The sequence below is a fragment of the Pseudodesulfovibrio indicus genome, from assembly GCF_001563225.1.
In the GTDB taxonomy this organism is placed as follows: Bacteria; Desulfobacterota; Desulfovibrionia; order Desulfovibrionales; family Desulfovibrionaceae; genus Pseudodesulfovibrio; species Pseudodesulfovibrio indicus.
In genome coordinates this window covers 3,518,942-3,543,865 of record NZ_CP014206.1, presented here as the reverse complement: position 1 = coordinate 3,543,865, position 24,924 = coordinate 3,518,942, and the positions used below count along the sequence as shown (strand labels likewise).

General features: G+C 63.4%; 21 protein-coding genes. 9 read left to right on the top strand and 12 right to left on the bottom strand.

Going from position 1 to position 24,924, the window contains the following annotated elements; all coding sequences use genetic code 11:
- Positions 1-34 precede the first annotated feature (34 nt).
- From AWY79_RS16190 to AWY79_RS16170, 4 genes are all read right to left on the bottom strand, one after another.
- Complete coding sequence (locus AWY79_RS16190) at positions 35-451, bottom strand: cytochrome c3 family protein (RefSeq protein WP_066806202.1); 417 nt, start codon at positions 449-451, stop codon at positions 35-37.
- Between the two features lie 24 nt (positions 452-475).
- A complete protein-coding gene (locus AWY79_RS16185) occupies positions 476-1,228 on the bottom strand; it encodes a 4Fe-4S dicluster domain-containing protein (protein WP_066806201.1) in 753 nt (250 codons plus the stop codon).
- Positions 1,228-4,275 (bottom strand): formate dehydrogenase-N subunit alpha, encoded by a 3,048-nt coding sequence (gene fdnG, locus AWY79_RS16180; RefSeq protein WP_078063824.1) that lies wholly within the window; start codon positions 4,273-4,275, stop codon positions 1,228-1,230. Before fdnG ends, AWY79_RS16185 begins: the two co-directional genes overlap by 1 nt.
- Before the next feature lie 627 nt (positions 4,276-4,902).
- On the bottom strand, positions 4,903-6,948 hold the full coding sequence (locus AWY79_RS16170) for a sigma-54-dependent Fis family transcriptional regulator (protein ID WP_066806197.1): 2,046 nt from the start codon (positions 6,946-6,948) through the stop codon (positions 4,903-4,905).
- A 317-nt stretch (positions 6,949-7,265) separates the two neighbouring features.
- Here AWY79_RS16170 and AWY79_RS16165 point away from each other — a divergent pair, with 317 nt between their 5' ends.
- The 6 genes from AWY79_RS16165 (at position 7,266) to AWY79_RS16140 (ending at position 12,425) form a co-directional block, all read left to right on the top strand.
- Entirely contained in the window at positions 7,266-8,609 is a 1,344-nt protein-coding gene (locus tag AWY79_RS16165; RefSeq protein WP_066806194.1) for a 2-oxo acid dehydrogenase subunit E2, read from the top strand.
- 9 nt (positions 8,610-8,618) lie between these two features.
- On the top strand, positions 8,619-9,044 hold the full coding sequence (locus tag AWY79_RS16160; RefSeq protein WP_066806191.1) for a Lin0512 family protein: 426 nt from the start codon (positions 8,619-8,621) through the stop codon (positions 9,042-9,044).
- A gap of 19 nt (positions 9,045-9,063) precedes the next feature.
- Positions 9,064-10,023, top strand: a complete 960-nt coding sequence (locus AWY79_RS16155) for a thiamine pyrophosphate-dependent dehydrogenase E1 component subunit alpha (protein ID WP_066806189.1) — start codon at positions 9,064-9,066, stop codon at positions 10,021-10,023.
- 45 nt (positions 10,024-10,068) lie between these two features.
- Entirely contained in the window at positions 10,069-11,040 is a 972-nt protein-coding gene (locus AWY79_RS16150) for an alpha-ketoacid dehydrogenase subunit beta (protein WP_066806183.1), read from the top strand.
- Between the two features lie 70 nt (positions 11,041-11,110).
- On the top strand, positions 11,111-12,100 hold the full coding sequence (locus AWY79_RS16145) for an NAD(+)/NADH kinase (protein ID WP_066806178.1): 990 nt from the start codon (positions 11,111-11,113) through the stop codon (positions 12,098-12,100).
- A gap of 16 nt (positions 12,101-12,116) precedes the next feature.
- Complete coding sequence (locus tag AWY79_RS16140) at positions 12,117-12,425, top strand: DUF6506 family protein (protein ID WP_066806176.1); 309 nt, start codon at positions 12,117-12,119, stop codon at positions 12,423-12,425.
- Between the two features lie 36 nt (positions 12,426-12,461).
- Here the strand turns inward: AWY79_RS16140 and AWY79_RS16135 are convergent, their stop codons facing one another.
- The 3 genes from AWY79_RS16135 to AWY79_RS16125 all read right to left on the bottom strand — a co-directional run bounded on the left by AWY79_RS16135 (position 12,462) and on the right by AWY79_RS16125 (position 14,416).
- Entirely contained in the window at positions 12,462-12,851 is a 390-nt protein-coding gene (locus tag AWY79_RS16135; RefSeq protein WP_066806174.1) for a PaaI family thioesterase, read from the bottom strand.
- A gap of 81 nt (positions 12,852-12,932) precedes the next feature.
- Positions 12,933-13,259, bottom strand: a complete 327-nt coding sequence (locus AWY79_RS16130) for a carboxymuconolactone decarboxylase family protein (RefSeq protein ID WP_066806172.1) — start codon at positions 13,257-13,259, stop codon at positions 12,933-12,935.
- Between the two features lie 179 nt (positions 13,260-13,438).
- Complete coding sequence (locus AWY79_RS16125) at positions 13,439-14,416, bottom strand: lipoate--protein ligase (protein WP_066806169.1); 978 nt, start codon at positions 14,414-14,416, stop codon at positions 13,439-13,441.
- Between the two features lie 170 nt (positions 14,417-14,586).
- Here AWY79_RS16125 and AWY79_RS16120 point away from each other — a divergent pair, with 170 nt between their 5' ends.
- Positions 14,587-15,381, top strand: coding sequence for an MBL fold metallo-hydrolase (locus AWY79_RS16120; protein ID WP_066806167.1), 795 nt, complete (start codon positions 14,587-14,589; stop codon positions 15,379-15,381).
- A 154-nt stretch (positions 15,382-15,535) separates the two neighbouring features.
- Here the strand turns inward: AWY79_RS16120 and AWY79_RS16115 are convergent, their stop codons facing one another.
- The 5 genes from AWY79_RS16115 to AWY79_RS16095 all read right to left on the bottom strand — a co-directional run bounded on the left by AWY79_RS16115 (position 15,536) and on the right by AWY79_RS16095 (position 21,264).
- The gene (locus AWY79_RS16115) at positions 15,536-16,546 is read right to left on the bottom strand and encodes a zinc-binding dehydrogenase (RefSeq protein WP_066806165.1); all 1,011 of its coding nucleotides are present in this window, start codon (positions 16,544-16,546) and stop codon (positions 15,536-15,538) included.
- 18 nt (positions 16,547-16,564) lie between these two features.
- Positions 16,565-17,587 (bottom strand): galactofuranose ABC transporter, permease protein YjfF, encoded by a 1,023-nt coding sequence (yjfF, locus tag AWY79_RS16110; protein ID WP_066806163.1) that lies wholly within the window; start codon positions 17,585-17,587, stop codon positions 16,565-16,567.
- Positions 17,587-18,633 carry an ABC transporter permease gene (locus AWY79_RS16105; protein WP_066806161.1) on the bottom strand — a complete coding sequence of 349 codons (1,047 nt, stop codon included), beginning with the start codon at positions 18,631-18,633 and terminating at the stop codon, positions 17,587-17,589. The genes yjfF and AWY79_RS16105 overlap by 1 nt, the downstream gene beginning before the upstream one ends.
- Positions 18,630-20,153 carry a sugar ABC transporter ATP-binding protein gene (locus AWY79_RS16100; protein ID WP_066806159.1) on the bottom strand — a complete coding sequence of 508 codons (1,524 nt, stop codon included), beginning with the start codon at positions 20,151-20,153 and terminating at the stop codon, positions 18,630-18,632. The genes AWY79_RS16105 and AWY79_RS16100 overlap by 4 nt, the downstream gene beginning before the upstream one ends.
- A 130-nt stretch (positions 20,154-20,283) precedes the next feature.
- Entirely contained in the window at positions 20,284-21,264 is a 981-nt protein-coding gene (locus AWY79_RS16095; RefSeq protein ID WP_199533826.1) for an ABC transporter substrate-binding protein, read from the bottom strand.
- Between the two features lie 463 nt (positions 21,265-21,727).
- Here AWY79_RS16095 and AWY79_RS16090 point away from each other — a divergent pair, with 463 nt between their 5' ends.
- The gene (locus AWY79_RS16090) at positions 21,728-23,065 is read left to right on the top strand and encodes a sigma-54-dependent transcriptional regulator (protein ID WP_066806151.1); all 1,338 of its coding nucleotides are present in this window, start codon (positions 21,728-21,730) and stop codon (positions 23,063-23,065) included.
- Entirely contained in the window at positions 23,058-24,914 is a 1,857-nt protein-coding gene (locus tag AWY79_RS16085) for an ATP-binding protein (RefSeq protein WP_066806149.1), read from the top strand. Before AWY79_RS16090 ends, AWY79_RS16085 begins: the two co-directional genes overlap by 8 nt.
- Positions 24,915-24,924 lie beyond the last annotated feature (10 nt).

Below are 24,924 nucleotides of genomic sequence, written 5' to 3'. Positions count from 1 at the left end.
CGGAGGCGGACCTCCGCCCCGGGGGTTGCGGTTTCTAGTACAGGCCGGTCGGATGGCAGGCCGAGTTGGTGCATCCGGTCAGGTCCTTGTCGCCCTCGAACTCCTCACCGTGGCAGGCGAGGCAGGTGGTCTGCTTCGCGCCCTTCAGGTGCATGGCACGGAAGAAGGACTTGTAGCCCTGGGCGTCCGGGGCCGTGTCGGTGTGACAGTTGGCGCAGGACTCGGGCTGGTTCGCAACGGTGTTCTTGTGGTGACAGGTGAAGCAATCGATGCTGTCGTGGCTCGAATGATTGAAGACCACGCCGAGGTCGCGCTCGCTGTTGCCCTTGATGACGTTGATTTCCAGATCGTCGTCAGGGGCGTCGATGGCGGACTCCAGCGCTGTCTGGGCAAAGGCCAGGACAGCGGTAAGGCACACGCACAGCAGGGACAAAATGAATATTTTTTTCATATTATTTCCTTTTAGTATGCGACCTTACGCGTTCTTTCCGGGGCGGAGACGACCGGCGAGCAAGTCGCGGCGGTTGACGCCACCTTTGGCCAGGGCCTTGTTGATCATCTTGCGGCCGTCAACGGAGGCGAGCAGGTTGCCGTTGTAGCTCTCCGGCGAAGCCGTGCACAGGTAGATGACGCGCACGGATTCGGGGTCGGCCAGGTAGGCGTCCGGATTGGTCTTCTGCACTTCCGCGAGGCGCTTTTCGGCCAGGGCCAGCATCTCGGCACGGTCGCCGAAGTTCATGGTGCCGGTGGGGCAGCTCTGAACACAGGCGGGCAGACGGCCGGCCTGGACGCGGTCCAGGCACATGTCGCACTTGGCCCACTGGCCGGACTTCTCGTCCATGCGGGGCACGTTGTACGGGCACAGCTCCTGGCTTTCGACCTTGTTGCCGATACCGGCGGTGCGGCTGTTCATGACCACCGCGCCGGTCTCGGCGTCCTGCTTGATGCCGTTGTCGCAGTACATGTTTCCGATGTACTTGCAGGGCGGTTCGATGCAATGGCGGCACTGCTCCGGGAAGAAGTACCACTGCAGCTTGTCATCGGCCGTCCGCCCCTCGTTGAACCGGACGAGGCGGATGGTGTTGAAGGACAGGTCCTGCGGGTTCTGGTGGGAACCGACGTTGCGGGTCTTTTCCGCGGGTAGGTTCTTCCACTGCTTGCAGGCAACCTGGCACCCGCGACACGCCGTACAAAGGGACAAGTCAACGAAGAAGCTTTTACCGTTCATTATTTATCCCCTTCTTGCCACTTGCGCAGGTTGACCATGAACGCCTTGTATTCCGGGATGCCGGTGTTGGGGTCGCCCACGTTGGGAGTTACGATGTTCGCGGAATCGCCGCCGTCGACGGGCATGACCCAGCCGTAGTGCCAGGGCATGCCGACCATGTGCACGTCGTTGCCGTCGATCTTGTACGGCTGGATGCGCTCGGTGACCATGGCGATGGCCCACAGGGAACCACGGACGCTCTCGATGGTGACCTTCTCACCGTTCTCGATGCCCCTGAGTTCCGCGAGCTGCGGGCTGATTTCGACGAACATCTGCGGTTCGGCCTCGACCAGCCAGCTGCACCAGCGGGTCATGGAGCCGGTCTGCCAGTGTTCGGTCAGGCGGTAGGTGGTGCCGATGAACGGGTAGCGGGGATCGCAGACCGCCTTCTCTTCACCTTGGATCTGAACCGCGGTCGGGTTGTGGAGCGTGCTGGAGAAGGGATGCTTCTCCACCGGGCACTCCAGGGGTTCGTAGTATTCGGGCAGGGGGCCGTCGGCGCGGCCGGGGCCGAAGAGCTGGCCGAAACCATGCTTGCGCATGATGAACGGGTGCTTGGTGCCGGGTGCCCATCCGCCGTCGGGGACGTCGCCCACCCACTTCTTGCCGTCCCACTCGATGACGGTCCGCTCGGGGTTCCAGGGCTTGCCCTGCAGGTCGACGGAGGCTCTGTTGTAGAGGATCCGGCGGTTGACGGGCCAGCACCAGGTCCAGTTCGGGAACAGCCCGATCTTTTCCTGCAGCGGGGTCTGGGTGGCGTCGTGGCGCATGGCCTTGTTCTCGGTGTCGCTCACCGAGTTGCAGTACAGCCAGTTGCCCGAGGTGGTGGAGCCGTCGTCCTGGAGGAAGGCGAAGCTGGGAACCTGCTGCCCCTTCTTGTAGGTCTTGCCCTTGATCTCGACGTCCCGGGTGAACCAGCCGTTGCAGAGCTTCGCGGTCTTGCGCGCGCTGAATTCCATGTGGCCATGGGCATTCATCTCGCACATGTTCTCGAAGCTCAGGCGGGTGATCGGCTCGGGGTACGCGCCGCCCTCCGTCTTGTAGAGGTGGGCCATCTCCTCCCACAGCTCGTGGAAGTAGTGGCCGTCGGTGAGCACGCCGTCCTTGGGTTCCGGACCGGCATAGCGCCACTGCATCCAGCGGCCGGAGTTGGCCACCGAGCCTTCCTTCTCGATTGCGGTCGCGCACGGGATGAAGAAGGTTTCGGTCTTGACCTTGGCCGGGTCCATGCCCGGGCCCTTCCAGAAGCTGGAGGTCTCGCAGTCGAAGACGTTGACGTTGACCATCCAGTCGAGCTCGGCAAGGGCCTTGCGGGTCTTGATGGAGTCGGAGCTGGAACAGGCCGGGTTCATGCCCCAGATCCACGCGCCGGTGAAACCGCCCTTGTACATGCGGTCGATGAGCGGAATCCAGGAGTATTCGCTGGCGTTGTGGTTTTCCAGCTTCGGCAGGTAGCTGTACGCATCCTTGGGATCGTCGTCGGAGTACATGGCCTTGAGCAGGCTGGCGGAGTACTTGGAGTAGTTCTGCCACCAGTTGGCGCTCATCGGGTCCTTGGTCACCGGCGCGAACTTCTTGTTGTACTGGTCAAGGGTGTCCAGTCCGGCAAGGGGGGTCGCGATGTATCCCGGCAGGATGTGGTAGAGCAGGGCGTAGTCGGTGGAACCCTGCACGTTGCATTCGCCGCGCAGGGCGTTGACGCCGCCGCCCGCGATGCCGATGTTGCCGAGCAGGAGCTGGATCATGGCCATGGCGCGGATGTTCTGGACACCCACGGAGTGCTGGGTCCAACCCATGGCGTACATGATGGTGCCCGCCTTTTTCGGCGTGCCGGTGGCGGAGTACAGGGAGTAGAGTTCGGTCAGATCCTCGTGGGAAATGCCCGACATCCTGGAGACGTTCTCCAGGGTGTAGCGCTCGTAGTGCTTCTTGACGATCTGGAACACGCAGCGGGGGTCTTCCAGGGTCATGTCCTTTTTCGGAATGCCGTTCTCGTCGTACTCGAAGGCCCATTTGGACTTGTCGTAGGAGCTGGTCTTGGAATCAAAACCGGCGAAGAGGCCGTCCTCGAACGTGTAGTCCTTGCCAACGATGAAAGAGGCGTTGGTGTAGTCGCGCACGTAGTCGAGGAAGTAGCGCTTGTTTTCGATAATATACTTAATCATACCGCCGAGGACGGCGATATCGGAACCGGAACGAAGCGCAATGAACTTGTCGGAACGAGCGGACGTGCGTGTGTAACGCGGATCAACGTGAATGATCTTTCCGCCCTTGGCTTGCGCTTTCAAAGCCCATTTGAAGGAAATGGGATGGTTTTCGGCAGCATTGCTGCCCATGATCAAAATGCAATCACTGTTCTGCAGATCATTCCAGTGATTGGTCATCGCACCGCGTCCGAACGACTCTCCCAGAGCCGCAACAGTGGCGCTGTGTCAGATACGGGCCTGATGTTCGAGATAGACTATGCCCTGGGCGCGCATGAACGCATGCATGGCATAGCATTCCTCGTTGTCCAGAGCGGCGGAGCCGAGGGAGGCCACGCCCATGTTGCGGTTGACGACCTGGCCCTTTTCGTTCTTGACCTGGAAAGACTTGTCGCGGGATTCCTTGGCGAGCTTGGCGATGCGCTTCTTGCACCATTCCCAGCTCTTCTCCTCCCACTGGCCGGAGTACGGCGCGCGGTACAGGCATTTGCCGGTGCGCAGGTCGTTCTCGGTCATCTGGATGGAGCTCGCGCCCTTGGCGCAGAGGGAACCTTCGTTGATGGGGTGGTCGGGGTTACCTTCCACGTTGATGGCCCGCTTGGTCTCCAGCGAGGTGGTCACCACCAACCCGCAGCCGACGGAGCAGTAGGCGCAGACGGAGGTCGTTTCCTTACTCCATTCCGGCTTCATCTGGGCAATTTTTTCGACCGCCGTCTTCCGGCATCCCGCACCGAGGCCGGTGAAGGCCACGCCGATGGCGGTAGCTGAAGACAGCTTAACAAAGTCACGACGATTCAGTTTCATTCAGTCATCCTTGAGTAGTAGTTATCGTCCACGAATCTCACGGCCGAGTACCGTAAGGAGCCTGTAGCCGGAGAGTGCCGCCGGAGGCTCATGAAAAGCCATGCCGTCACAAGTCGCGGCTGGAATCCGGGTGACGACCCGGACATGCAGCGTTTGGGCATGCTCTTCACACGACTCCAGGGACAACCCCAGCCCCCCGAACGGGAGGCAGGCTGCGGCCCACGCTGTTGAGAGTTTTTCAATGAGTGCCAGAATGCACCTCCATGCTCCTTTCCTTCGCGCCCAATACGCAAAAGGTTTTGTTACCTATGGAGAATAAAAATGGGCAGCAAAAAAAAACGACTTTCACGCGGTTATGCACTGACCTGTTTGTTGTGTCTAAAATGACATAATGACTGCGTTTTTCGGGACGCTCGGACGAGCCTGCGGCGGCGGGAATTGCGCCTTGAGGGCCGGGGTGGGCGGAAGGTGAGGAACGACGGACGCTGCCGGGTCGCGCAGCGGGGGAGCCATGGCGCGGGGCGCGCCTTTGCCGGGCGTATGAGAGAAAACAAGACGGCGGGACCGCGACGCTCCGTCCCGGTCCCGCCGACGTGAAAGAGCGGGTTCCGTGGGGCAGTGCCCCGTTTAGGTCTCTATGCCGTAGCGTTCGAGCTTGACGTACAGGGTGTTGCGGCCGATGCCGAGGGCCTTGGCGGTCTGGCTGATGTTGCCGCCGTGGAAGCGCAGGGCCTCCCGGATGGTCTCGGCCTCACGGTCCTGGAGCAGGAATCCCCGGTCGGCGGTCTCCTTGGCGGGCTGGGCTCCGGCGGTCCGTTCCAGCAGGTAGGGCGGCAGATTCTCGGCCCGCAGCCAGCCGTCGGACAGGTTGTTGGCCGCGTATTCCAGGCAGTTCACCAGCTCGCGGACGTTACCCGGCCAGTCGTGGGCGGACAACACCGAAGCGGCGTCCGGCCCGATCTGCGGAACCGGGATGCCGAACCGGGTGCACAGCTGGCGCAGGTGGTATTCGGCCAGCAGGTTGACGTCCGAGGCGCGCTCGCGCAGCGGCGGGATGGAGATGCCCACCACGTTGAGCCGGTAATAGAGGTCTTCGCGGAATTTCCCCTGGCGCACGAGCTCGGCCAAATCCTTGTTGGTGGCGGCCACGATCTTCACGTCCACCGGGAGGGGGGTGGAGCCGCCCACGGGCACGATGGCCCGTTCCTCCAGGGCGCGCAGCAGGTTGACCTGCTGGGACAGGGGCATTTCGGAGATTTCGTCCAGGAACAGGACGCCCTTGTCCGCCTTCTGGAACTTGCCGATGCGGCCCCGCTTGGCCGCGCCGGTAAACGCCCCCTCGCGGTAACCGAACAGCTCGCTTTGGACCAGCTCCTCGGTGAAGGCGCCGCAGTTCACGGCCACGAAGGGGTAGGCGGCGCGCGGCCCGGCCTGGTGGATGCCGCGCGCGAACAGCTCCTTGCCGGTGCCGGACTCGCCGGACAGCAGGACCGTGGACGGGGTTCGGGCGGCGTTGGCCGCGCGGTGGATGGTGTCCCGCATGGCCGAGCTGACGTACAGGACGTGCTCGAATCCCTTGATCCGGTCGCTGTTCGGGACCGGGGCCATGGAGACCATGGGGCTGGTCGGCCGTGCTTCGGTCAGGGTGACGATGGTGTCCAGCCAGTCGCCGCCCGCGCTGAAGGTGGGCAAGGCCTGGGCGAACAGGGGGCCGCCGTGCCGGTATTTCAGGGGGACCGGGTCGCAGCCGACCGCGTCCTTGGCCTGGGCCAGGTACGTGTCCAGTTCGAAGAATTCATCGGCCTTGCGCCCGCGCAGGGTCTTGTTGGCCCCGACCAGGAGCCGCTCGGCCGCGTTGTTGGCGCTGGTGATCCGGCCGCCGCGGTCCAGGAACAGGACCCCGGTCACGGCGGAGTTGAACATGGAGGAGAAGAGCGAGGCCATCTGGCCTTCCAGCTCCGAGCAGTAGAGTTTGCTCAGCCGCTGCTCCAGGGCGCGGGCGGCGCTGAGCACGATGTCCAGGGCGCGGGAGTGGTCCGATTCGGTGGGACCGGAGATGTCGAAGCTGCCCCAGACGTTGCCGCGCGGGTCGAGGATCGGTGCCGCCGTGCAGTTCCAGGCGTGGTGGCTGCGGCAGTAGTGCTCCTCGCCGAAGACCTGCATGGGCCGTCCGGTGGCCAGGGCCGTGCCGATGGCGTTGGTGCCCACGCACGATTCCGCCCAGTTGGCCCCGGGGCCGAAATTCAGGGAGTCCGCCATGCGCAGGACGTCGCGGTCGCCCAGGGTGCGGGCCACGCGGCCCTCCGCGTTGGTAATGGTGATGAGCAGTCCCTTGTCCTTGATGATCTCGAACGCCGTGGATTCCACCTCTCCGCAGATGCGCTCCAGGGTGGTGGTGAACCCCGCCATCTGGTCCATGGGCATGAAGTCCCAGCACCGCCTGGGGGCCGGGTCCACCGCCTGGCTCCGGCAGCGGCTCCATGAGTCCATCAGGGCCTGATCGATATCAAGGGCGGCCCGCTTGCCGTCCACAAAGTCCTTCCAGGAAGCGTAGTCCACCTGCGCGCCGCGCTGTTCCCGTCCGCCGCTGGTGGGGAGTCGGAAACAGGATTTCTGCATGTACGGGTTGCGACGAATCTCGAACCCTTCGCCTTCCCTCGTGAGCAAATGCATGTGCAACCTCCAGGAGCACATTAATAACCCTCTTTGTGCCGCCCTTACGGTCTCCTCCAACCTCAATGCCATGTCAAGTGTTCATATTTCGAACAGTGCAAAGGTCGGATGACGGTTGTTCTTCCAGTGAAATCAGTCTGATGGAGCCGAACGACATTTTTGAGGGCCATTCCGGCCCGGGTGTTCCAGGCCCGAACAGACGGCGGGGTTCCGGAATTCATCATTGGCCCATCTTACTGAAATACTGGCAATAACCGCCTTGGCACTCCCGTTGCAATCCTCCGGTGACATTCGAAACCAACCAGGAGGACTTGGTTATGGCTCAAGAAGTGATCATGCCCAAATGGGGCCTGACCATGAAAGAAGGAAAGGTCTCACGTTGGCTCAAGGCCGAAGGAGATCCGGTCAAAGCCGGCGAACCGCTGTTCGAGGTGGAAACCGACAAGATTACCAATTCGGTCGAGGCGCCCGCTGACGGCGTCCTGGCCAAAATCATCGTCCCCGAGGGTGGAGTCGCTGCGGTCCAGGCCGTGCTTGGCGTCATCGCCGCGCCGGGCGAGGCGGTGGACGTTGCGGGCGGAGCTCCGGCCGCAGCCGAACCGGCCCCGGCCGGTGCGTCGTCCGATGCCGCGCCCGCGGCCTCGGGAGCGGGCCCGGCCAAGGACGGCGAGTTCGTCAAGGCCATGCCCGCCGCACGCAAGCTGGCCCGGGAGCTGGAAGTGGACCTGTCCACGGTGACCGGCACGGGCCGAGACGGCGCGGTGACCATGAAGGACGTGCAGGAGGCCGCCGACGCCGCCTTTGCGGGCGTCAACGCCAGCCGCAAGGCCATCGAGTTCGCCCGCAAGAAGGGCATCGACCTCACCCAGGTCGCGGGCACCGGCGAGGACGGCAGGATCACCAAGGCGGACATCCTGCGCGCCATGAATCCGGCCGCCGAAGCACCCGCCGCCGCAGCCCCGGCCCAGGCCGCCGACACCGTGATCCCCATGGAAGGCGTGCGCAAGCTCATCGCCGACAACATGCAGGCGAGCCTGACCAATGCGGCCCAGCTGACCGTGTTCGTGGAGATCGACGCCACCGGCATGGTCGAGCTGCGCGGCAAGCTCCTGGCCCGCAACAAGCGCAACCCGGACTACCGGCTTTCCTACAACGACATCGTGTCCTACGCCGTGTGCCGCGCCCTCAAGCGCCATCCGATCATGAACTCCACCCTGCAGGACGACGGCATCCACCTGCACGACTACGTGAACCTCGGCATCGCCGTGTCCATCGACAACGGGCTGATCGTTCCCAACGTCAAGAACGCCGACAAGTACGGCCTGGAAGGCCTGCGGACCGAGGTCCGCGACGTGGCCACCCGGGCGCGCAAGGGCGGCCTGAGCATGGACGAGATCTCCGGCGGCACCTTCACCATCAGCAACGTCAGCATGCTCGGCGTGGACGGGTTCACCCCGATCCTCAATCCGCCGGAAACCGGCATCCTCGGCGTGGGCCGCATTGTCGAGAAACCCGCGGTCAAGGACGGAGCGGTCTGCGTCCGGCAGATGATGACCCTCTCCCTGACCTTCAACCACATGACCACGGACGGGGCCCCGGCCATGGCCTTCCTGCGCGAGCTGGGAGACATGCTGGAAGATCCCGGCCTGATGATCGTCTAGGGGCGCGCCATGGCTCGGCAACGGTTCGCCATAGAACTCGGCTACGCCGCGGACCTCCACGGCGAGGACATGACAAAGGCCGCGGTCCGCGCGGTCCGGGACGCCGTGTCCCGGGTCTGCCTGTGCGGGATCATGGAAATCTGCGGCCGGGATCGGTTCCAGGGCGTGTTCGTCCATGCCGACGTGGCCGTTCCCGACCCGGAGCGGGTGGACCGGGACGCGGTGCTCGCCTGCATCCCCATCGGCGAGACCTCCCTGAACCTGGTCCCCGGCGGCATGAGCGTGCCGGGCATCGAGGTTCCCTGCTTCGCCCCCGGCGTGAGCAACATCGTCGTGGCCTGCGCCGCGCTGACCGTGTCCGTGGAGACGGACATGGAGGGCGCGGCCGACGGATCGAAGAAACCGGCCTGCGGATGCGCCGCCAAGGCCGACTAACCTTACAGGAGAGAAAGCAATGGCTCTCAGCAAGAAGACATTGATTCACATGTACGAAACCATGAACAGGATCAGGCTGTTCGAGCAGAAGCTTCAGGAATTCTTCGCCGCGGGCGAGATTCCCGGCTTCGTGCACCTCTATCTCGGCGAGGAAGCCGTGGCCACCGGGACCTGCGCGGCCCTGACCGACACGGACATGATCACCTCCACCCACCGCGGCCACGGCCACCTGCTGGCCAAGGGCGGCGACCTGAAGCTGATGATGGCCGAGATCTTCGGCCGCCAGACCGGCTACTGCAAGGGCAAGGGCGGTTCCATGCACATCGCCGACATGCACCTCGGCATCCTGGGCGCCAACGGCATCGTGGGCGGCGGCGGTCCCCTGGCCGTGGGCGCAGCCCTGGCCGCCAAATACAAGAAATCCGACGACGTGGCCGTGTGCTTCTTCGGCGACGGCGCGTCCAACCAGGGCACCACCCAGGAGGCCCTGAACATGGCCAGCGCCTGGAAGCTTCCCCTGGTCTTCGTCAATGAGAACAACGGCTACGGCATATCCTGCCCGCAGTGCAAGTCCATGGCCGTGGTCGACATCGCCGACCGCGCCGCCGCCTACGACATGCCCGGCGTGGTGGTGGACGGCAACGACGTCCTGGCCGTGCACGAGGCCGTGACCGAGGCCGTCAAGCGCGCCCGCAAGGGCCAGGGTCCCTCCCTGGTGGAGTGCAAGACCTACCGCTGGCGCGGCCATTTCGAGGGCGACGCCTGCACCTACCGCTGCACCGAGGAACTGGAGGAGTGGATGGCCAAGGACCCGCTGCCCCGCTTCGAGGCCAAGCTCCTGGAGAGCAAGACCCTGACCAAGAAGGAAGCGGAGAACATCAAGGAGCGCATCGTCGCCGACGTGGAGGCCGCCGTGGCCTTCGCCAAGGAGAGCCCCATGCCTCCGGTCAGCGCCCTGATGGAAGACGTCTACGCCTAGGCCGTCACCTTTCACGAATCCCTACAAAACCATACGGAGAATATAATGTCCGAAAAAACATATCTTCAGGCGCTCAATGAAGCGTTGAGGCAGGAAATGGAACGCGACCCGAACGTGTTCATTCTCGGCGAGGACGTGGGACAGTTCGGCGGTTGCTTCGGCGTCACCCAGGGGCTGTTCGACACCTTCGGCGAAGAGCGGGTCATGGACACCCCGATCACCGAGAGCACCATCGTGGGCGCCGCCACCGGCGCCGCCGCCGCCGGGCTTCGCCCCGTGGCGGAGCTGATGTTCGTGGACTTCATCGGCGTGGCCATGGACCAGCTGTTCAACCAGGCCGCCAAGATGCGCTACATGTTCGGCGGCAAGACCACCGTTCCCATGACCCTGCGCATGCCCCAGGGCGCGGGCATCGGCGCCGCCGCCCAGCACTCCCAGTCCCTGGAGTCCTGGTTCATGAACATCCCCGGCCTGAAGGTCGTCATCCCGTCCACCCCCTATGACGCCAAGGGGCTGCTCATCAGCGCCATCCGCGACGACAACCCGGTGGTCTTCCTGGAGCACAAGCTGCTCTACGGCATGACCGGCGAGGTCCCGGACGAGAGCTACACCATCGAGATCGGCAAGGCCGACGTCAAGCGCGAGGGTTCCGACGTGACCATCGTGGCCACTTCCCAGATGGTCTACTCCGCCCTGGAGGCCGCCGAGCGCCTCAAGGCCGACGGCATCGAGGCCGAGGTCGTGGACCCGCGCTGCCTGCAGCCGCTGGACAAGGAGACCATCCTGGAGTCCGTGAAGAAGACCCACGCGCTGGTGGTGGCCAACGAGGCCGTGTCCTTCGCCGGTCCCGGCGCGGAGATCGTCGCCCTGGCCGCCGAAGAGGCCCTCGAATACCTGGACGCCCCGGTCAAGCGGGTGGGCGCGCCGTTCTGCCCGGTGCCGTTCTCGCCGCCCCTGGAGCAGGCCTACATTCCCAACGCCGACGACATCGTCGCGGCCGTGAAGAGCATTCGCTAATCCCCAGCACCCTGGCGGGGGGCCGGCTCCGGCCGTCTCCCCGCCGAACCCATTTCGTGAGGGCGACCCCTTGAGCATCGCAGCCATTCTGGCAAACCCCGCTTCCGGCAAGGACATACGCCGCCTGGTGGCCCACGGCAGCGTCTTCGACAATCAGGAGAAGGTGCGCATGGTCCGCAGGCTGATTCTCGGCCTGGAAAAGGCGGGCGTGAAGAAGATCTTGTACATGCCCGACGGGTACGGCATCGTGCCGCGCGCCCTCAACGCCATTTCGCCTTCCATTCCCGTGGAGGCGGTGGAGATGCCCATCCGCAACAGCCAGACCGACACCACCACGGCGGCGGGCATCATGGAGACCCTGGGCGCGAAGTGCCTTGTCGTCCTCGGCGGCGACGGCACCAGCCGCGCGGCCTGCAAGGGCACGGTCTCCATTCCGCTTCTGCCGCTCTCCACGGGAACCAACAACGTCTTTCCGATCATGGGCGAGGCCACGGTGGCCGGGCTGGCCGCCGGGCTGGTGGCCTCGGGCAAGCTGCCCGTGGACGGCTGCTGCTACCGCTCCTGCATGTTCGACGTCCTGCTGGACGGCCAGGTGGTGGACATCGCCCTGGTGGACGCGGCGGTCTACGACGACGTCTTCCTCGCCTCCAAGGCGGTCTGGCACATGGACAAGGTGCCGCAGCTCTTCCTGACCCGGTGCGGCGCGAGCTCCATCGGGCTGTCGGCCATCGGCGGCCAGATCCGCGAGATCCGCCCGGAAACCCCGGAGGGCATGGCCCTGCGCCTGGGGGGCGGCGCACCGGTCACGATCACGGCCCCCATCGCCCCCGGCATGTTCGCCGACGTCCCGGTCTGCGGGGTCTCCCCCATGGCTCCCGGCGAGCTGTTCACCATCGACGTCAGCCCCGGCCTGGTGGCCCTGGACGGCGAGCGCGAGGTGGAGATTCACGCCGGTTCCCACGCGGCCATACGGCTGAACACCCACGGCCCGCTGGTCGTGGACGTGGACAGGACCCTGTCCCTGGCGCGGCAGGAAGGAATTTTCAGGCAACCATTATAACCACAGGGGAAACATCATGAGCAGCGCACTCAAGGCGGCGTTCATCTTCATCGCGCCCGGCGCGGATCCGGTCGCCCATCGCAACTGGGTGAAGACCGGGGCCGTGGACCTCCTGGCCGTGGCCGTGAAGGATTATGACCAAGCGGAGAGCCTGGCCCGCGAGCTGGTGGAAAAAGAAGGGATTGCCGCCATCGAGCTGTGCGGCGGGTTCGGCAATGCCGGCACCGCGCGCGTGGCGGCGGCGGTCAACGTCCCGGTGGGCGTGGTCCGTTTCGACATCCACCCCGGCCTGGGCAACGCCAGCGGCGACACCCTGTTCGGCTAGACGCGCGGCGTCGTCCCGGACCGCCGGGGCCCGATCCTATTTGCCCGCCAGGACGTGCTCCCTGGTGACGAAGCAGGTGAAGGTCCCGGCAAAGACCGTCTCCTCGCCGGAGAAAACCTCGACCTTGACCAGGTGCCTGCGCTCGTCAGGGGTCTCGTCCTGCGCCCTGGCCACCAGCGTGTCGCCCACGCGGGACGGCTTCAGGAAGCGGGTCTCGGCCCCGCCCAGGACCACGTTGGGATGGTTCACGGAGAGCATGGCCGCGTAGTCGGCCAGGCCGAAGATGAATCCGCCGTGGACCAGCCCGCTGGCGTCCGCGGCCATGGATTCCAGGCAGCGAAGGCGCACTTCGCTTCGGCCCGGCTCCAGGGAGATGGGCTCCCCGCACAGGGAGCGGTCGATGCTTTCGTGGGTCTTGATATCCATACATTCCTCTTTTGGGGGGCGGCGAACGCCGGGACCGGGGGGAAACGCGTACCCCGGCCCCGGCATGAATCCGCCTCTCGGTTAATCGAACAGGTCTTCCAGCTCGTCGAAGACGTACTTCATGTACATCATCTTCGGGGAGCCGCCCATGGCTATGGCCAGCATGGCGGCCTGCATGATCTCCTCCTTGGTCGCGCCGTGGCTGGCCGCGCCCTGAATGTGGAGGGAGATGCACATCTCGCACTGCGACATCATGGAACAACCGATGTGGATGAGTTCCTGCGTCTTGTGGTCGATGGGACCGAACTGGCTGATCTCCTTGGTGAAGGCAATGTAATTGGGGAACACGTTCCCGGCTTTGGTCTGCATCTTGGACAAGGTCATTGCCGCTTTTTCCGCTGCATCCATTGGATTTCTCCTAAAGGTTGTGGTTGAGATGCAGGGATAAAGCAAGGAGCATGCCCGGGTAATTTTTATCTGTAAATCCAATGTTTTTGTAAGAAAACCATCCTTTCAAGGGCCGGTAAACGGCCCGCCCCGTGTTCCCAACGCGAACATTGCCCGAAAATCGAACAGGTCCCCTCGGCTCAGAACAGGCAGTCCAGCAGGACGGGCAGGGTCACGCCGTTCAGGTATTCGCCGAGCGGCAGGCCGGAAAGCCGCTCCTCAAGGGCCGTTCGCTCGTGGGCGCAACCCTCGATGCGCCGCTCCAGGGGGTCGATGTCCCGGACCCCGAAATAGTCGCCGAACAGCCGCGCCTTGACGATCAGCCCCTTCTTGACCTGCATGTTCACGTCCAGCAGTCCGCCGGGGGTGCGGGTCCGGCGGGAGAAGTTGTAGGCGGGCGAGGAGCCGAAGTTCCACTCCCAGGTGCGGTAGCGCGCGGCGGCCAGCGCCTCGATGGACGCCTGCTCCTCGGCGCTCAAGACCATGTCGTCCATGGGCGTGTGGCCGGAGACGTGGTCCATGAGCGCCTTGATGAAGGCGGTCACTTCCATGGGCGCGGGCAGATGGCTGGAGATGTTGGTCACCCGCGAGCGGACGCTCTTCACCGCCTTGTCGCGGTACTTCTCGGGGTCGGTGCGCAGCGCGCCGGACAGGTCGGCCATGTCCGAGGCGAAGAGCAGGGTGCCGTGGTGCAGGATGCGCCCGGCATGGAAATGTTGGGCATTGCCGGAGAACTTCTTTCCGTCTATGAGCAGGTCGTTGCGGCCGGAAAACTCGCACGCCACCCCCATGGCCCCGAGGGCCTGCTGGATGGGCGCGGTGAACCGCTCGAAGTCCAGCCCCTGCGAGGGGTTGCCCCGGGTGATGAAGGTGAAGTTGATGTTCCCCAGGTCGTGGAACACGGCACCGCCTCCGCTCAGGCGGCGGACCACGGGGATGCCGCGCGTCCGGGTGAAGGCTTCGTCGATCTCGGCCAGGGTGTTCTGGTTCCGCCCGACGATGACCGCGGGCCGGTTGCGCCAGAGCATGAAGACGTCCTCGTCCGAGCGGGTCAGCAGCCATTCCTCGGCTGCCAGGTTGAAGGCGGGGTCCGTGACCGGGTTGTGGATGTATCGCATGTCCGCTCCTTTTTCGGGGGCTTTGCAAAAGACGGGCCTCGACGGCCGCCCTGTTCTGGCGCGGTCTTGTCGCGCTGTCAACCCGGTCCGGAATGTGCAATGGTGCGGGGCGTAATCAGGCGGAAAAGTGCCGCTGTGCGAAAGCGGGACAAACCTACAGGGAGCGATTCGTGGCGGAGTGCATAGATGTGACCTTGGTGGCCAACGCGGGCATCCTGGTCCGAGGCGGCGGGACCGGACTGCTGGTGGACGGCATCCACGACCAGGGGGACCACCCCTTCGACCGCGTGGACAGGGACACCCTGGTGCGCATGCGCCAAGGGGACGCCCCGTTCCAGCAGCTGGAATACCTGCTCTTCACCCACGAGCACCCGGACCACTTCACGCCGGGGCTGGTCATGGAGCACCTGCGCTACCGGCGGACCAAGGGGCTGTTCACGCCCGATCCCCGGTGCGGCTCGGTCGAGGCCGTGCTGCTGGCCCGGTTCGCGGGCGAGCTGGGGGTGCCCCAGTGGAACGGGTCCCTGGAGCCGGGCCAGGCCAAGACCTACGGCCTGGGCGAAGGGCTGGGCGTGACGGTCATCGGCGGGGTTCACATGGGCAAGGCGTTCACCGGCGTGCGCAACGACAGCTTCCTGGTCTCGGTGGGGAGCAGCAACCTGCTCTTCACCGGCGACGCGGACCACGTGCCGGAACATTTCGAGAAGGCCCTGGCGGGCGTGAGCCTGGACGCGGCCTTCGTCAACCCCATCTTCTACCACAACCCGGAAGGGCAGCGGTGCATCAACGAGGTCTTCCGCCCGCGCGAGGTGGTCATCTGCCACCTGCCGGACCGCGAGAAAGACACCTACCACCTCTGGTTCACCCTGGAGCGCGCCCTGTCCCGCCACGCCCGCCCCGGCATGCCCGTCCGGGTCCTGACCACCGACTCCCCCTCGCTCAGATTCTGCACCGAGCGGGGCTAGCGGCCCGGGCTGCCGCACCCGGCGGAGGCCCCCATTGTCCCCGCTTGCAGGTCGACCCGCGAAAAAGCGCTTATGATCCCTCATAAGCGCTTTTTCGTTGGAGCCGGGGCCGGAGTCGAGCCGACGTCCTGCCGATGACGAATGTATTGCGGGATTACGTTGTCGGGCGGAGGCAGACTTTCAGTCCCGATCTGGAGACGGCGGTCGCGAATGCTTCGTCAGCCTTTTCCAGGGGGAAGACGTGCGTCACCAGCGGCTGGAGCCGAACCGTTCCCGCCATGGTCAAGGCGATGGCTCGCGGGTAGGTATGCTTCATGCGGCGCACGAGCTTGATGGTCAGCCCTTTGCGGCGGGCTTCGGAGGCGCAGAATGAGGTCCTGTCGTCCCGGGGGATGCCGCCGAGGATGAGCTTGCCGCCCGGGCGGAGGCTGCGGATCGCGGCCTCCACGGCATCATCCTCGCCCGCGATTTCAAAGGCCACGTCCAGGCCGCCCTTGTAGTCCGACCGGATGAGCGGAGCGACCTCTTCGCCGTTCCGTGCGGAACTCGGCTGGGCGCCGAAGGTCCCGGCCAGATTGCGGCGGTGCTCCAGAGGGTCGGTGGCCAGCACCCGCTCGGCGCCCGACGCCAGGGCCAGTTGCACCATGAGCAGGCCGATGGGGCCGCAGCCGAAGACGCCCACCTTGTCGCCCACCCGGATCTTGCCGAGGTCCATGGCATGGAGGGCCACGCCGAGCGGTTCCAGCATCACGCCGTCCTCAAAGGACAGTTCGTCGGGGAGCGGGTGCAGGAGCTCTTCAGGCCAGGCCATCCTTTCACGCAATGCGCCATCGTCCGGGGCGTGTCCGGCGAAGCGCGTGGCTTCGCAGAAGTTGGGGTTGCCCTCGATGCAATGGCGGCAGCGGTTGCACGGGATGGCCGGGTCCACGGCCACGCGCTTCCCCGCGAATTGTCCCGTCAGGGCGACGGCGGAGAATTCATGGCCCAGAATGAGCGGGCGCTCCAGTCTGGCCGAGCCGATGCCCGAGGAGACGAACCAGGTGAGGTCCGAGCCGCAGACGCCCACCGAGGCGATTTGCAGCAGGGCTTCGCCGGACGCGGGACTCGGTTCGGGCTCGTCCAGGAGCCGAATGTCGCCGGGGCCGTAAAGACGCAGGGTTTTCATCGCAATGCCTCGCTTGGCCTACTCGGTAGCCGTTCGCCCGTCATCCTGGGCGTTTTGTTTTGCCGTCCCGACGTCGCCGCCGGAGTAGGCGGTCGACAGGTAGCGTTGCAGCAGGATGAACACGAACAGCAGGACGCCGACCACGATTTTGGTCCACCACGAGCTGAGGGTTCCCTGGAACGTGATGAACGTCTGGATCAGCCCGAGGATCAGGACGCCGATGAGGGTGCCTTCCACGTAGCCCACGCCGCCGGTGAGCAGCGTGCCGCCGATGACCACGGCGGCGATGACGTCCAGCTCCAGGCCCACGCAGGCCAGCGGATAGCCGGACATGGTGTACAGGGAGTAGACCACGCCCGCCAGGGCGCAGAGGAGGCCGTTGAGGGTGAAGATGTATATCTTGGTCCTGCCCACCGGCAAGCCCATGAGGACGGCTGATTGCTCATTGCCGCCGATGGCGTAGGCGTTGCGGCCGAATTTGGTGAAGTGGGAGAGGAACACGCCCAGGGCGAAAATGGCCACGAAGACCATGGCGATGGACGGCACCCAGACCTTTCTCGTCACCTGGAAGCCGAAGTCCACCAGGCTTTCGAAGAAGGGGTGCTTGATGGGGATGGAGTTCAGGCTGAGCAGGAAGGCCAGGCCTCGCGCCAGGAACATGCCGACCAGGGTGACGAGGAACGAGGGCAACTGGAAGAAGTGGATCAGGCACCCCATGGCGCAGCCCAGTACCGCTCCGAGAGCGAGGCAGATCGGGATCGCCAGCATGGGATGCATGCCGTGGTCGTGGACCAGTGTCGCCAGGAGAACGCCGACCAGCGCCACCACGGAGCCGACCGAGAGGTCGATCTCGCCCGAGATGATGACGAAGGTCATGCCGATGGCGATAATGCCGATGAAGGCGTTGTCGATGAACAGGTTGACGAAGACCCGCAGGGAGAAGAAGCCGGAATACATGAACCCGCCGATGGCGTAGATGATCAGGAATACGGCGATGGTTGCGAGAATGGGGATGTTTTTCTGATTCAGGCGGAGTCGCATTATTTTCCGGCCTCCTTTTTCATCAGGCGGCCTGCCAGGATGTTTCTGAAGGTCTCGGATTGGATCAGGGCCACGCAGATGATGACCACGGCCTTGAATACCAGGGTTATTTCAGGAGCGATGCCGCGCGTCAGGATGGTCGTGGTCAGGGACTGGATGATCAGCGCGCCGATGATCGAGCCCGCCACGGTGAAACGGCCGCCCCACATCGTGCCGCCGATGATGACGGCGGCGATGGCGTCCAGTTCGAGAAACAATCCCGCGTTGTTGGCGTCGGCCGCTTTGATGTCCGAGCAGATGATCAGCCCCGCGATGCCCGCGCACAGGGCGCAGAACATGTAGACGGCGACCTTGATCACCTTGGCCCGTATGCCCATGTACAGGCTGGCCTTGGGGTTGGCCCCGATGGCTTCGATGAACAGGCCGAGCGCCGTTCGTCGAGTCAGCAGGTAGGTCGCCGCCAGGGCGACCAGCACCAGGATGATGGGGAACGGAATGCCGAAGAGAAAGCCGCCACCGATGTATTGAAACGGTTCATGGATGAAGACCAGGATCTGGCCTTCGGTGACCAGCTGGGCGATGCCGCGCCCGGCCACCATCAGGATGAGCGTGGCGATGATGGGCTGGACGCCGACGTAGGCCACGAGCACGCCGTTCCACAATCCCGCCGCCAACGAGACGATCAGCGGGATGGCGATGACCTGGAACAGGGGGGTCAGCTCGCCGTATTCGATGACGCCCTTGACGTAGTCCGGCCGGATGAGATGGGCGGCGATGGCCCCGGAGATGGCGATGACCGCGCCCACGGACAGGTCCACGCCGCCGGTGGCGAACACCAGCGTCATGCCGATGGACACGAGCATGACCGGCGCGCCTCGGTTGAGGATGTCGATAAGGCTGCCGAACAGGTGCCCGTCCTTGATCTCGATGTGGAAAAAGCCGGGCGTGAACAGGATGTTGAATATGATGATTGCGGAAAGGGCGACAAGCGGCCAGATCAGCTTGGCCGTGGCCTCGTTCTGCAGAAAGGACGGCTTCAGGCTCATTGTTTTCCTCCCTGCGCGATAATCTTCATGATCTTGGATTCCTCTATCTCGTCGCCGGAGATCTCATCGACGACTTCGCGGTCTCTCAGCACGGCGACCCTGTCCGCGCAGGATATGATTTCTTCCAGCTCACTCGATATGAACAGCACGGCCATTCCGGCCCGGCTGAGTTCGACGATCAGTTTTTCGATCTCCGCCTTGGCGCCGACATCGATGCCCCGGGTGGGCTCGTCGAGGATCAGGAACTCCGGGTCCGAGGCGAGCCAGCGGGCCACGATAACTTTCTGCTGGTTGCCGCCGCTGAGATCGCCGACCTTCTGGTTCTGGCTCGATGCCTTGATGTCCAACATCTTGATATACTTGTCAACGATCTCGCTCTGGCGCTTGGGGGAGAGCTTGTTGAAGATTCCCGACCGCGCCTGCAGGGCGAGGATGATGTTTTCGCGGACCGAAAGGTCTTCGATGATCCCCTCCGATTTGCGGTCTTCCGGGCAGAGGCCGAAACGATGGGCGATGGCCTTGCGGGGGGAGTTCAAGACCTCGCTCTTGTCGTTAATGTACAGGTTGCCCTGCTGCGCCTTGTCCACGCCGAACAGCAGGCGGGCCGTTTCCGTCCGCCCGGAGCCGAGCAGGCCGGCCAGCCCCATGACCTCTCCCTTGCGGATCACCAGGTTGAAGGGCGACATGGCCCCCTTGCGGCCCAATCCCTGGGCTCGCAGGAAGCAGAGGTTGTTCCCGGTGCCGCAGTCCTTGGGCGCTTTTTTGTCCGCTTTCTGGAGGGATTCGATGCTCTTGCCGAGCATCATCTCGATCAGCTGCAGCTTGGGCAGCTCCGCCACCGGTTTCTCGCCGACGAGTTTGCCGTTTCGCAAGACGGTGATGGTATCGGAAATTTCGTAAACCTGGCCGAGGAAGTGCGTCACGAAGACGATGGCGATGCCCTGGGACTTGAGTTTCTTGAGCACGGTGAAGAGACGTTCGGTCTCGGCGGCGTCCAGGCTCGAAGTCGGCTCGTCCAGGATCAGGATGCGGGCCTGGATGTCCAGGGCGCGGATGATGGCCACCAACTGCTGGATGGCGATGGAGTAGGAGGACACCGGCTGGGTCACGTCGATGTCCAGATCGAGTTTCTTGACCGCTTCCTCGGCCCGCCGGTTGAGGGTGGGCCAGTCGATGGCCCCGAAGCGCTTCGGTTGGCGGCCGAGGTAGATGTTCTCCGCCACCGACAGGTGGGGGATCAGATTGACCTCCTGGTACACGGTGCTGATGCCGTGCTTGGGGGCCTGCTCGGGCGAACCGAACTCGAAGGGCTGCCCTTCGAGGAGCATCTCCCCGGTGTCCTTCTTGTACAATCCGGTCATGACCTTGATCAGCGTTGATTTCCCCGCGCCGTTTTGGCCCATCAAGGCGTGAATTTCCCCGCGGCGCAGCGTGAAATCCACGTCCTGCAAGGCCTTTACGCCGGGGAAACTCTTGCTGAGGCCCTTGATTTGAAGGATCGCATCCTGGTTGTTCGACATTCCCTGCTCCGATACTCGTGATAAGATGTCCGACGCGCTGGTTGGCGTTGAGAGCTCCGGGCGGCCCGAGCGGGCCGGCCCGGAGCTCGTGATTTGATCTTACGGAGCCCCTGGCGGGGCAAATCCAACGCTAGTACTTGCGGTTAGGCAGTTCCTTGGCGGCGACTTCCTGGGGGAAGACGCCTTCGTTGGTCACGATGCGCTTGGGCAGGGTCTTGCCGGCCATGAGGTCTTCAACGGCGTCGAAGAGCTGGGGTCCGAGCAGGGGGCTGCACTCGACGGTGCAGTTGAGCTTGCCTTCGATCATGGCTTCGAATGCGCCGCGCACGGCGTCGATGGACACGATGATGATGTCCTTGCCGGGCTTCAGGCCGAATTCCTCGATGGCCTGGATGGCGCCGATGGCCATGTCGTCATTGTGGGCGTAGAGCACGTCGATCTTGGCGCCTTCGGCCTTCAGGAAGGCTTCCATGACTTCCTTGCCCTTGGAGCGGGTGAAGTCGCCGGACTGGGACTTGATGACCTTGAACTGGGGGTAGTTCTTCATGACTTCTTCAAAACCGGTCTTGCGGTCGATGGCCGGAGCGGAGCCGACGGTGCCCTGGAGTTCCACGACGTTGATGACGTCGGAAGACTTGTCGGCGTTCTTGAGCCGGTCATAGTTTTCGGCGAGCCATTTTGCGGAGCGGCGTCCTTCCTCGACGAAGTCGGAGCCCATGAAGGTGACCCACAGGGTGTCGTCTTCGGTGTCAACGGCGCGGTCGGACAGGATCACGGGGATGCCGGCGCGCTTGGCTTCCTTCAGGACCGGGGTCCAGCCGGTTTCGACGACCGGGGAAAAGGCGATGACGTCAACGCCCTGGGCGATGAAGTTGCGGATGGCCTTGATCTGGTTTTCCTGCTTCTGCTGGGCGTCGGAGAATTTCAGTTCGATGTTGGGGCGCTTGGCCGCTTCGGAAGTGATGGATTCCGTGTTGGCGACGCGCCAGGCGCTTTCAGCGCCGATCTGGGAAAAGCCCACCACGATCTTGTCTTTGGCCAGAGCCGGAGCGGCGAGGAACATCCCGACCGCCAGCGCCAGTGCACAAATCATCATCAATTTAGTAGCCACGTTTTTCATAATACCTCCAAATGATGTTGAATCACTCAAACCTACCTCTAGGCAACAGTCCCTGAATCAACTGCCCGGGACTGGGGCAACCACTTCGCAGATAGAAGCAGCAATTCCGCTTTATCACGCCGCAACGGGTCATAAAGTCAGAGCAAATATCGAACCGAATCGCGACGTTGGACCCGGCGAAGCGGGCGGTCCGTTCGCAATGCGTTGAATGGAGCCGGTTCCCGACGTTTTTGTCAGCATTGACGTGATTGTAATAAAAGTGATCACTCTCTGGCGGACAAGCTCGCCTTTCGGTGATTAGAGCTTTTATTTCGGTAAGTTATGCCGTTTTTCAAGATGTTCCGTGAACGTTGACGTAATATGGCGAATGTGTAACATTTTCACACATGGTGTGAAAGTGTGTATCCGAGGTTCACACTTTCTTCAGACGAATCAATCGGCACAGGGTGGAGAAATGGGAAAGGAAATTCTGATTGTCGACGACAACCTCAAGCTGTCGAGCAGCCTGGCCCGCAACTTCGAGCAACTCGGATATCTCGTGCACGAGGCGCCCAATTCGCGCCGGGCGTTCGGCGCGCTGGAAAGCGGTTCCGTGGGGGTCGTGCTCCTCGACATCATGTTGGGGGAAGAGGACGGCCTGGCCTTGCTCAAGGACATGGTCGAGCGGTATCCGGGGCTGCCGGTCATCATGATCACGGGCTTCGGTTCCATCGAGTCCGCCGTGACCTCGGTCAAGCTCGGCGCCTACGACTATGTCCAGAAACCGCTCGATTTCAACAAGCTGCTGAAGATCGTGGAGAACGCCATCAAGCTCGGGGAGCTGGAGCAGGAGAACTCGACCCTGCGGGACAGGATCGTGGAGCTTTCCGGCAGCATCGTGACCGGCAACGACGAGGTCCTGGCCGTGTGCGAGAAGGCCAAGAAGCTGGCGGGCACGAACATCTCGGTCCTCATTCTGGGAGAGAACGGCACCGGCAAGGAGCTGCTGGCCAACCTCATCCACAACAACTCGCTCCGGGCCTCGAAAAAGATGGTCACGGTCAACAGCGCAGCTTTCCCGGACAGCCTGCTGGACAACGAGTTGTTCGGCCATGAGAAGGGCGCGTACACCGGCGCGCAGAGCCGGTTCATCGGCATCATCGAGCGGGCGGGGGATACGACGCTCTACCTGGACGAGATCGGCGACATGTCCATGTCCACCCAGGCCAAGATCCTGCGGGCGCTCCAGAATCAGGAGATCCGCCGCATCGGCGGGACGGAATCCATCAAGGTGGACATTCGGCTCATCACCTCCACCAACAGGGACCTGGACAAGCTCATCAGCGAGAAACGGTTCCGGCAGGACCTGTACTATCGGCTGAACGCGGCCATCCTCAAGCTGCCGCCGCTGAGGGAGCGCCGCGACGACATCCCCCTGCTGACCGAGTATTTCCTGGCCCAGTTCTCGGCGGAGAACGCCAAGGAAGTCCGTTCCGTGTCCGGGGAGGTCATGGAGCGGTTCATGGAATACGCCTGGCCCGGCAATGTCAGGGAATTGAAGAACACCATCAACTATGCGGCCACTCTGGCCGTGGCCGACTGCATCAATCTCGAAGACCTGCCCACCCCGCTGATGGAGAGGAAGCGGCAGGGAGGGCGGGGGTCCATGCTCATGGAGGCCGAAAAGCGGCTTATCCTGCGCACGCTCAAGGAAACCGGGAACAACAAGCGTAAGGCCGCCATGGTCCTGAACATCAGCCGCAAGACGCTGTACAACAAGCTGAAGAAATATGAGATCGACCAATATGCCTGAGAACGGTCCGGGTGAAGCGGTCCTCAGGCTGGAAGACGTGGCCTGCGGCGTGGGGCACATCCATGCCCTGCGCAATGTGAACCTCGACATCGGCCCCGGGGAATTCCATGTGGTCATCGGCGATCATGGCGCGGGCAAGTCCTCTCTGGCCAACCTCACGGCGGGGCTGCTCCGGCTCAACTCCGGGCGGCGGTTCTACAACGGCACCGCATACCCCAACCTGAGTCAGCGGGAGGCGAGGAAACTCAAGATCGAGCTGGTCTGCCAGGAGACCCATCTTATCAACTGCCTGACCGTGACCGACAATCTGCTCATACCCGACCTGATCAAGAGCAAACCGTTTTTCTTCAAGAAACGGGCGTGGCACCGGGAATGCGGGGACATCCTGAAGAAGTACGGCTTCGATTTTTCCCCGGAGACCCTGGTTCAGGAATTGCGTCCGTCGGAGCAGCTCATCGTCTATTTCCTGCGGAGCGTCCTGCGCAAGCCGCGCCTTCTGGTGCTGGACGCCATCCTGGAGCAGCTGTCCGCCGAGGACCTGGACAAGGTGCTTCACGTCCTGGCCGCCTTGAAGGAGGAGGGCACGGCCATCCTCTGCCTTGCCCACGGCATCGACGAGGTGGCGTCGCTGGCCGACAGGGTGACCATCCTGCGCAACGGCAAGACCATCGTCACCGAATCCATCGAGAACGTGGACAAGGTCAACCTGATCAAGCTGTGCTACAGCCAGCTGGCCGAGCATGCCAAGGCCGGGGACTCGCGCGAGTTCTATCAGCTCCTGCGCTACAACGAGGCCATCCTGCAAAAGCTGCCGATCAACCTTGTGGTCGTGGACAACGACAACCGCATCAAGATGATCAACGACAATGGCCGGAATTATTTCGAGCTCGGCGATGCCGACTACAGGAAACTCCGCATCGACGACCTGTTTCCCCTGGGCGACGGCAAAGCGCTGCCCCTGATCAAGGGCGCGTTCGCGGAGCAGCGGGAGGCGGCGTTTTATGCCGTGCCCACCACGGTCGGTGAAAAGGAGACCACGGCGGACATCAAGATCCTGCCCATCGGCGACGGCGCGTTCTTCATCGGCAACATCCTCATCGTCGAGGACATCTCCCGGCAGGAAACGCTGCGCCAGCAATTGACCATGGCCGAGAAGCTGGCCTCGGTGGGCATCCTCTCGGCGGGCGTTGCCCACGAGATCAACAACCCCTTGGAGATTATTTATAATCACCTGAATTATCTGAAGTTCAACCTCGAAAAGACGCAGGTGGCCGAGACCATCGACCTCATCGAGGAAGAGTTGGAGGACATCAAGCAGATCGTCAGCAACCTGATCTCGTTTTCCGACCGAACCCGTGTGGTCATCGAGGAGATCGACATCAGCGAGCTGCTGCTGTCCATCATCGCCCTGCTTCGGATCGACGCGCGGCGGCGCAACATCGAGATCCGGTTTTCGCCGCCCGATTGTCCTGTGGTGGTCGAGGCCAGAAAGAACGAGATCAAGCAGGTCCTGCTAAATCTCTTCAGAAACAGCTTCGAGGCGGCCGGCGACGCGGGAACCATCCGCATCGAAACCGACATGGTGGAGGAGGGCGGAAAGCCCCTGGCCCGCATCCGGTTCATGGACGACGGGTGCGGCATCCTCGACGAGGACCCGAGCAACATCTTTCTGCCGTTCTATTCGTCAAAGCTCGGCAAGGACACCAATCTCGGGCTCGGGCTTTCGGTGAGCTACGGCATCATCAGCAAGTACAACGGCTCCATCGAGGTCAAGAACAGGGAGGCGGGAGGCTGCGAGTTCACCATCCTCCTGCCCGGCGTCCCGTGCGAGCCGGATGAGCGCGACTGAGACGGGGTGC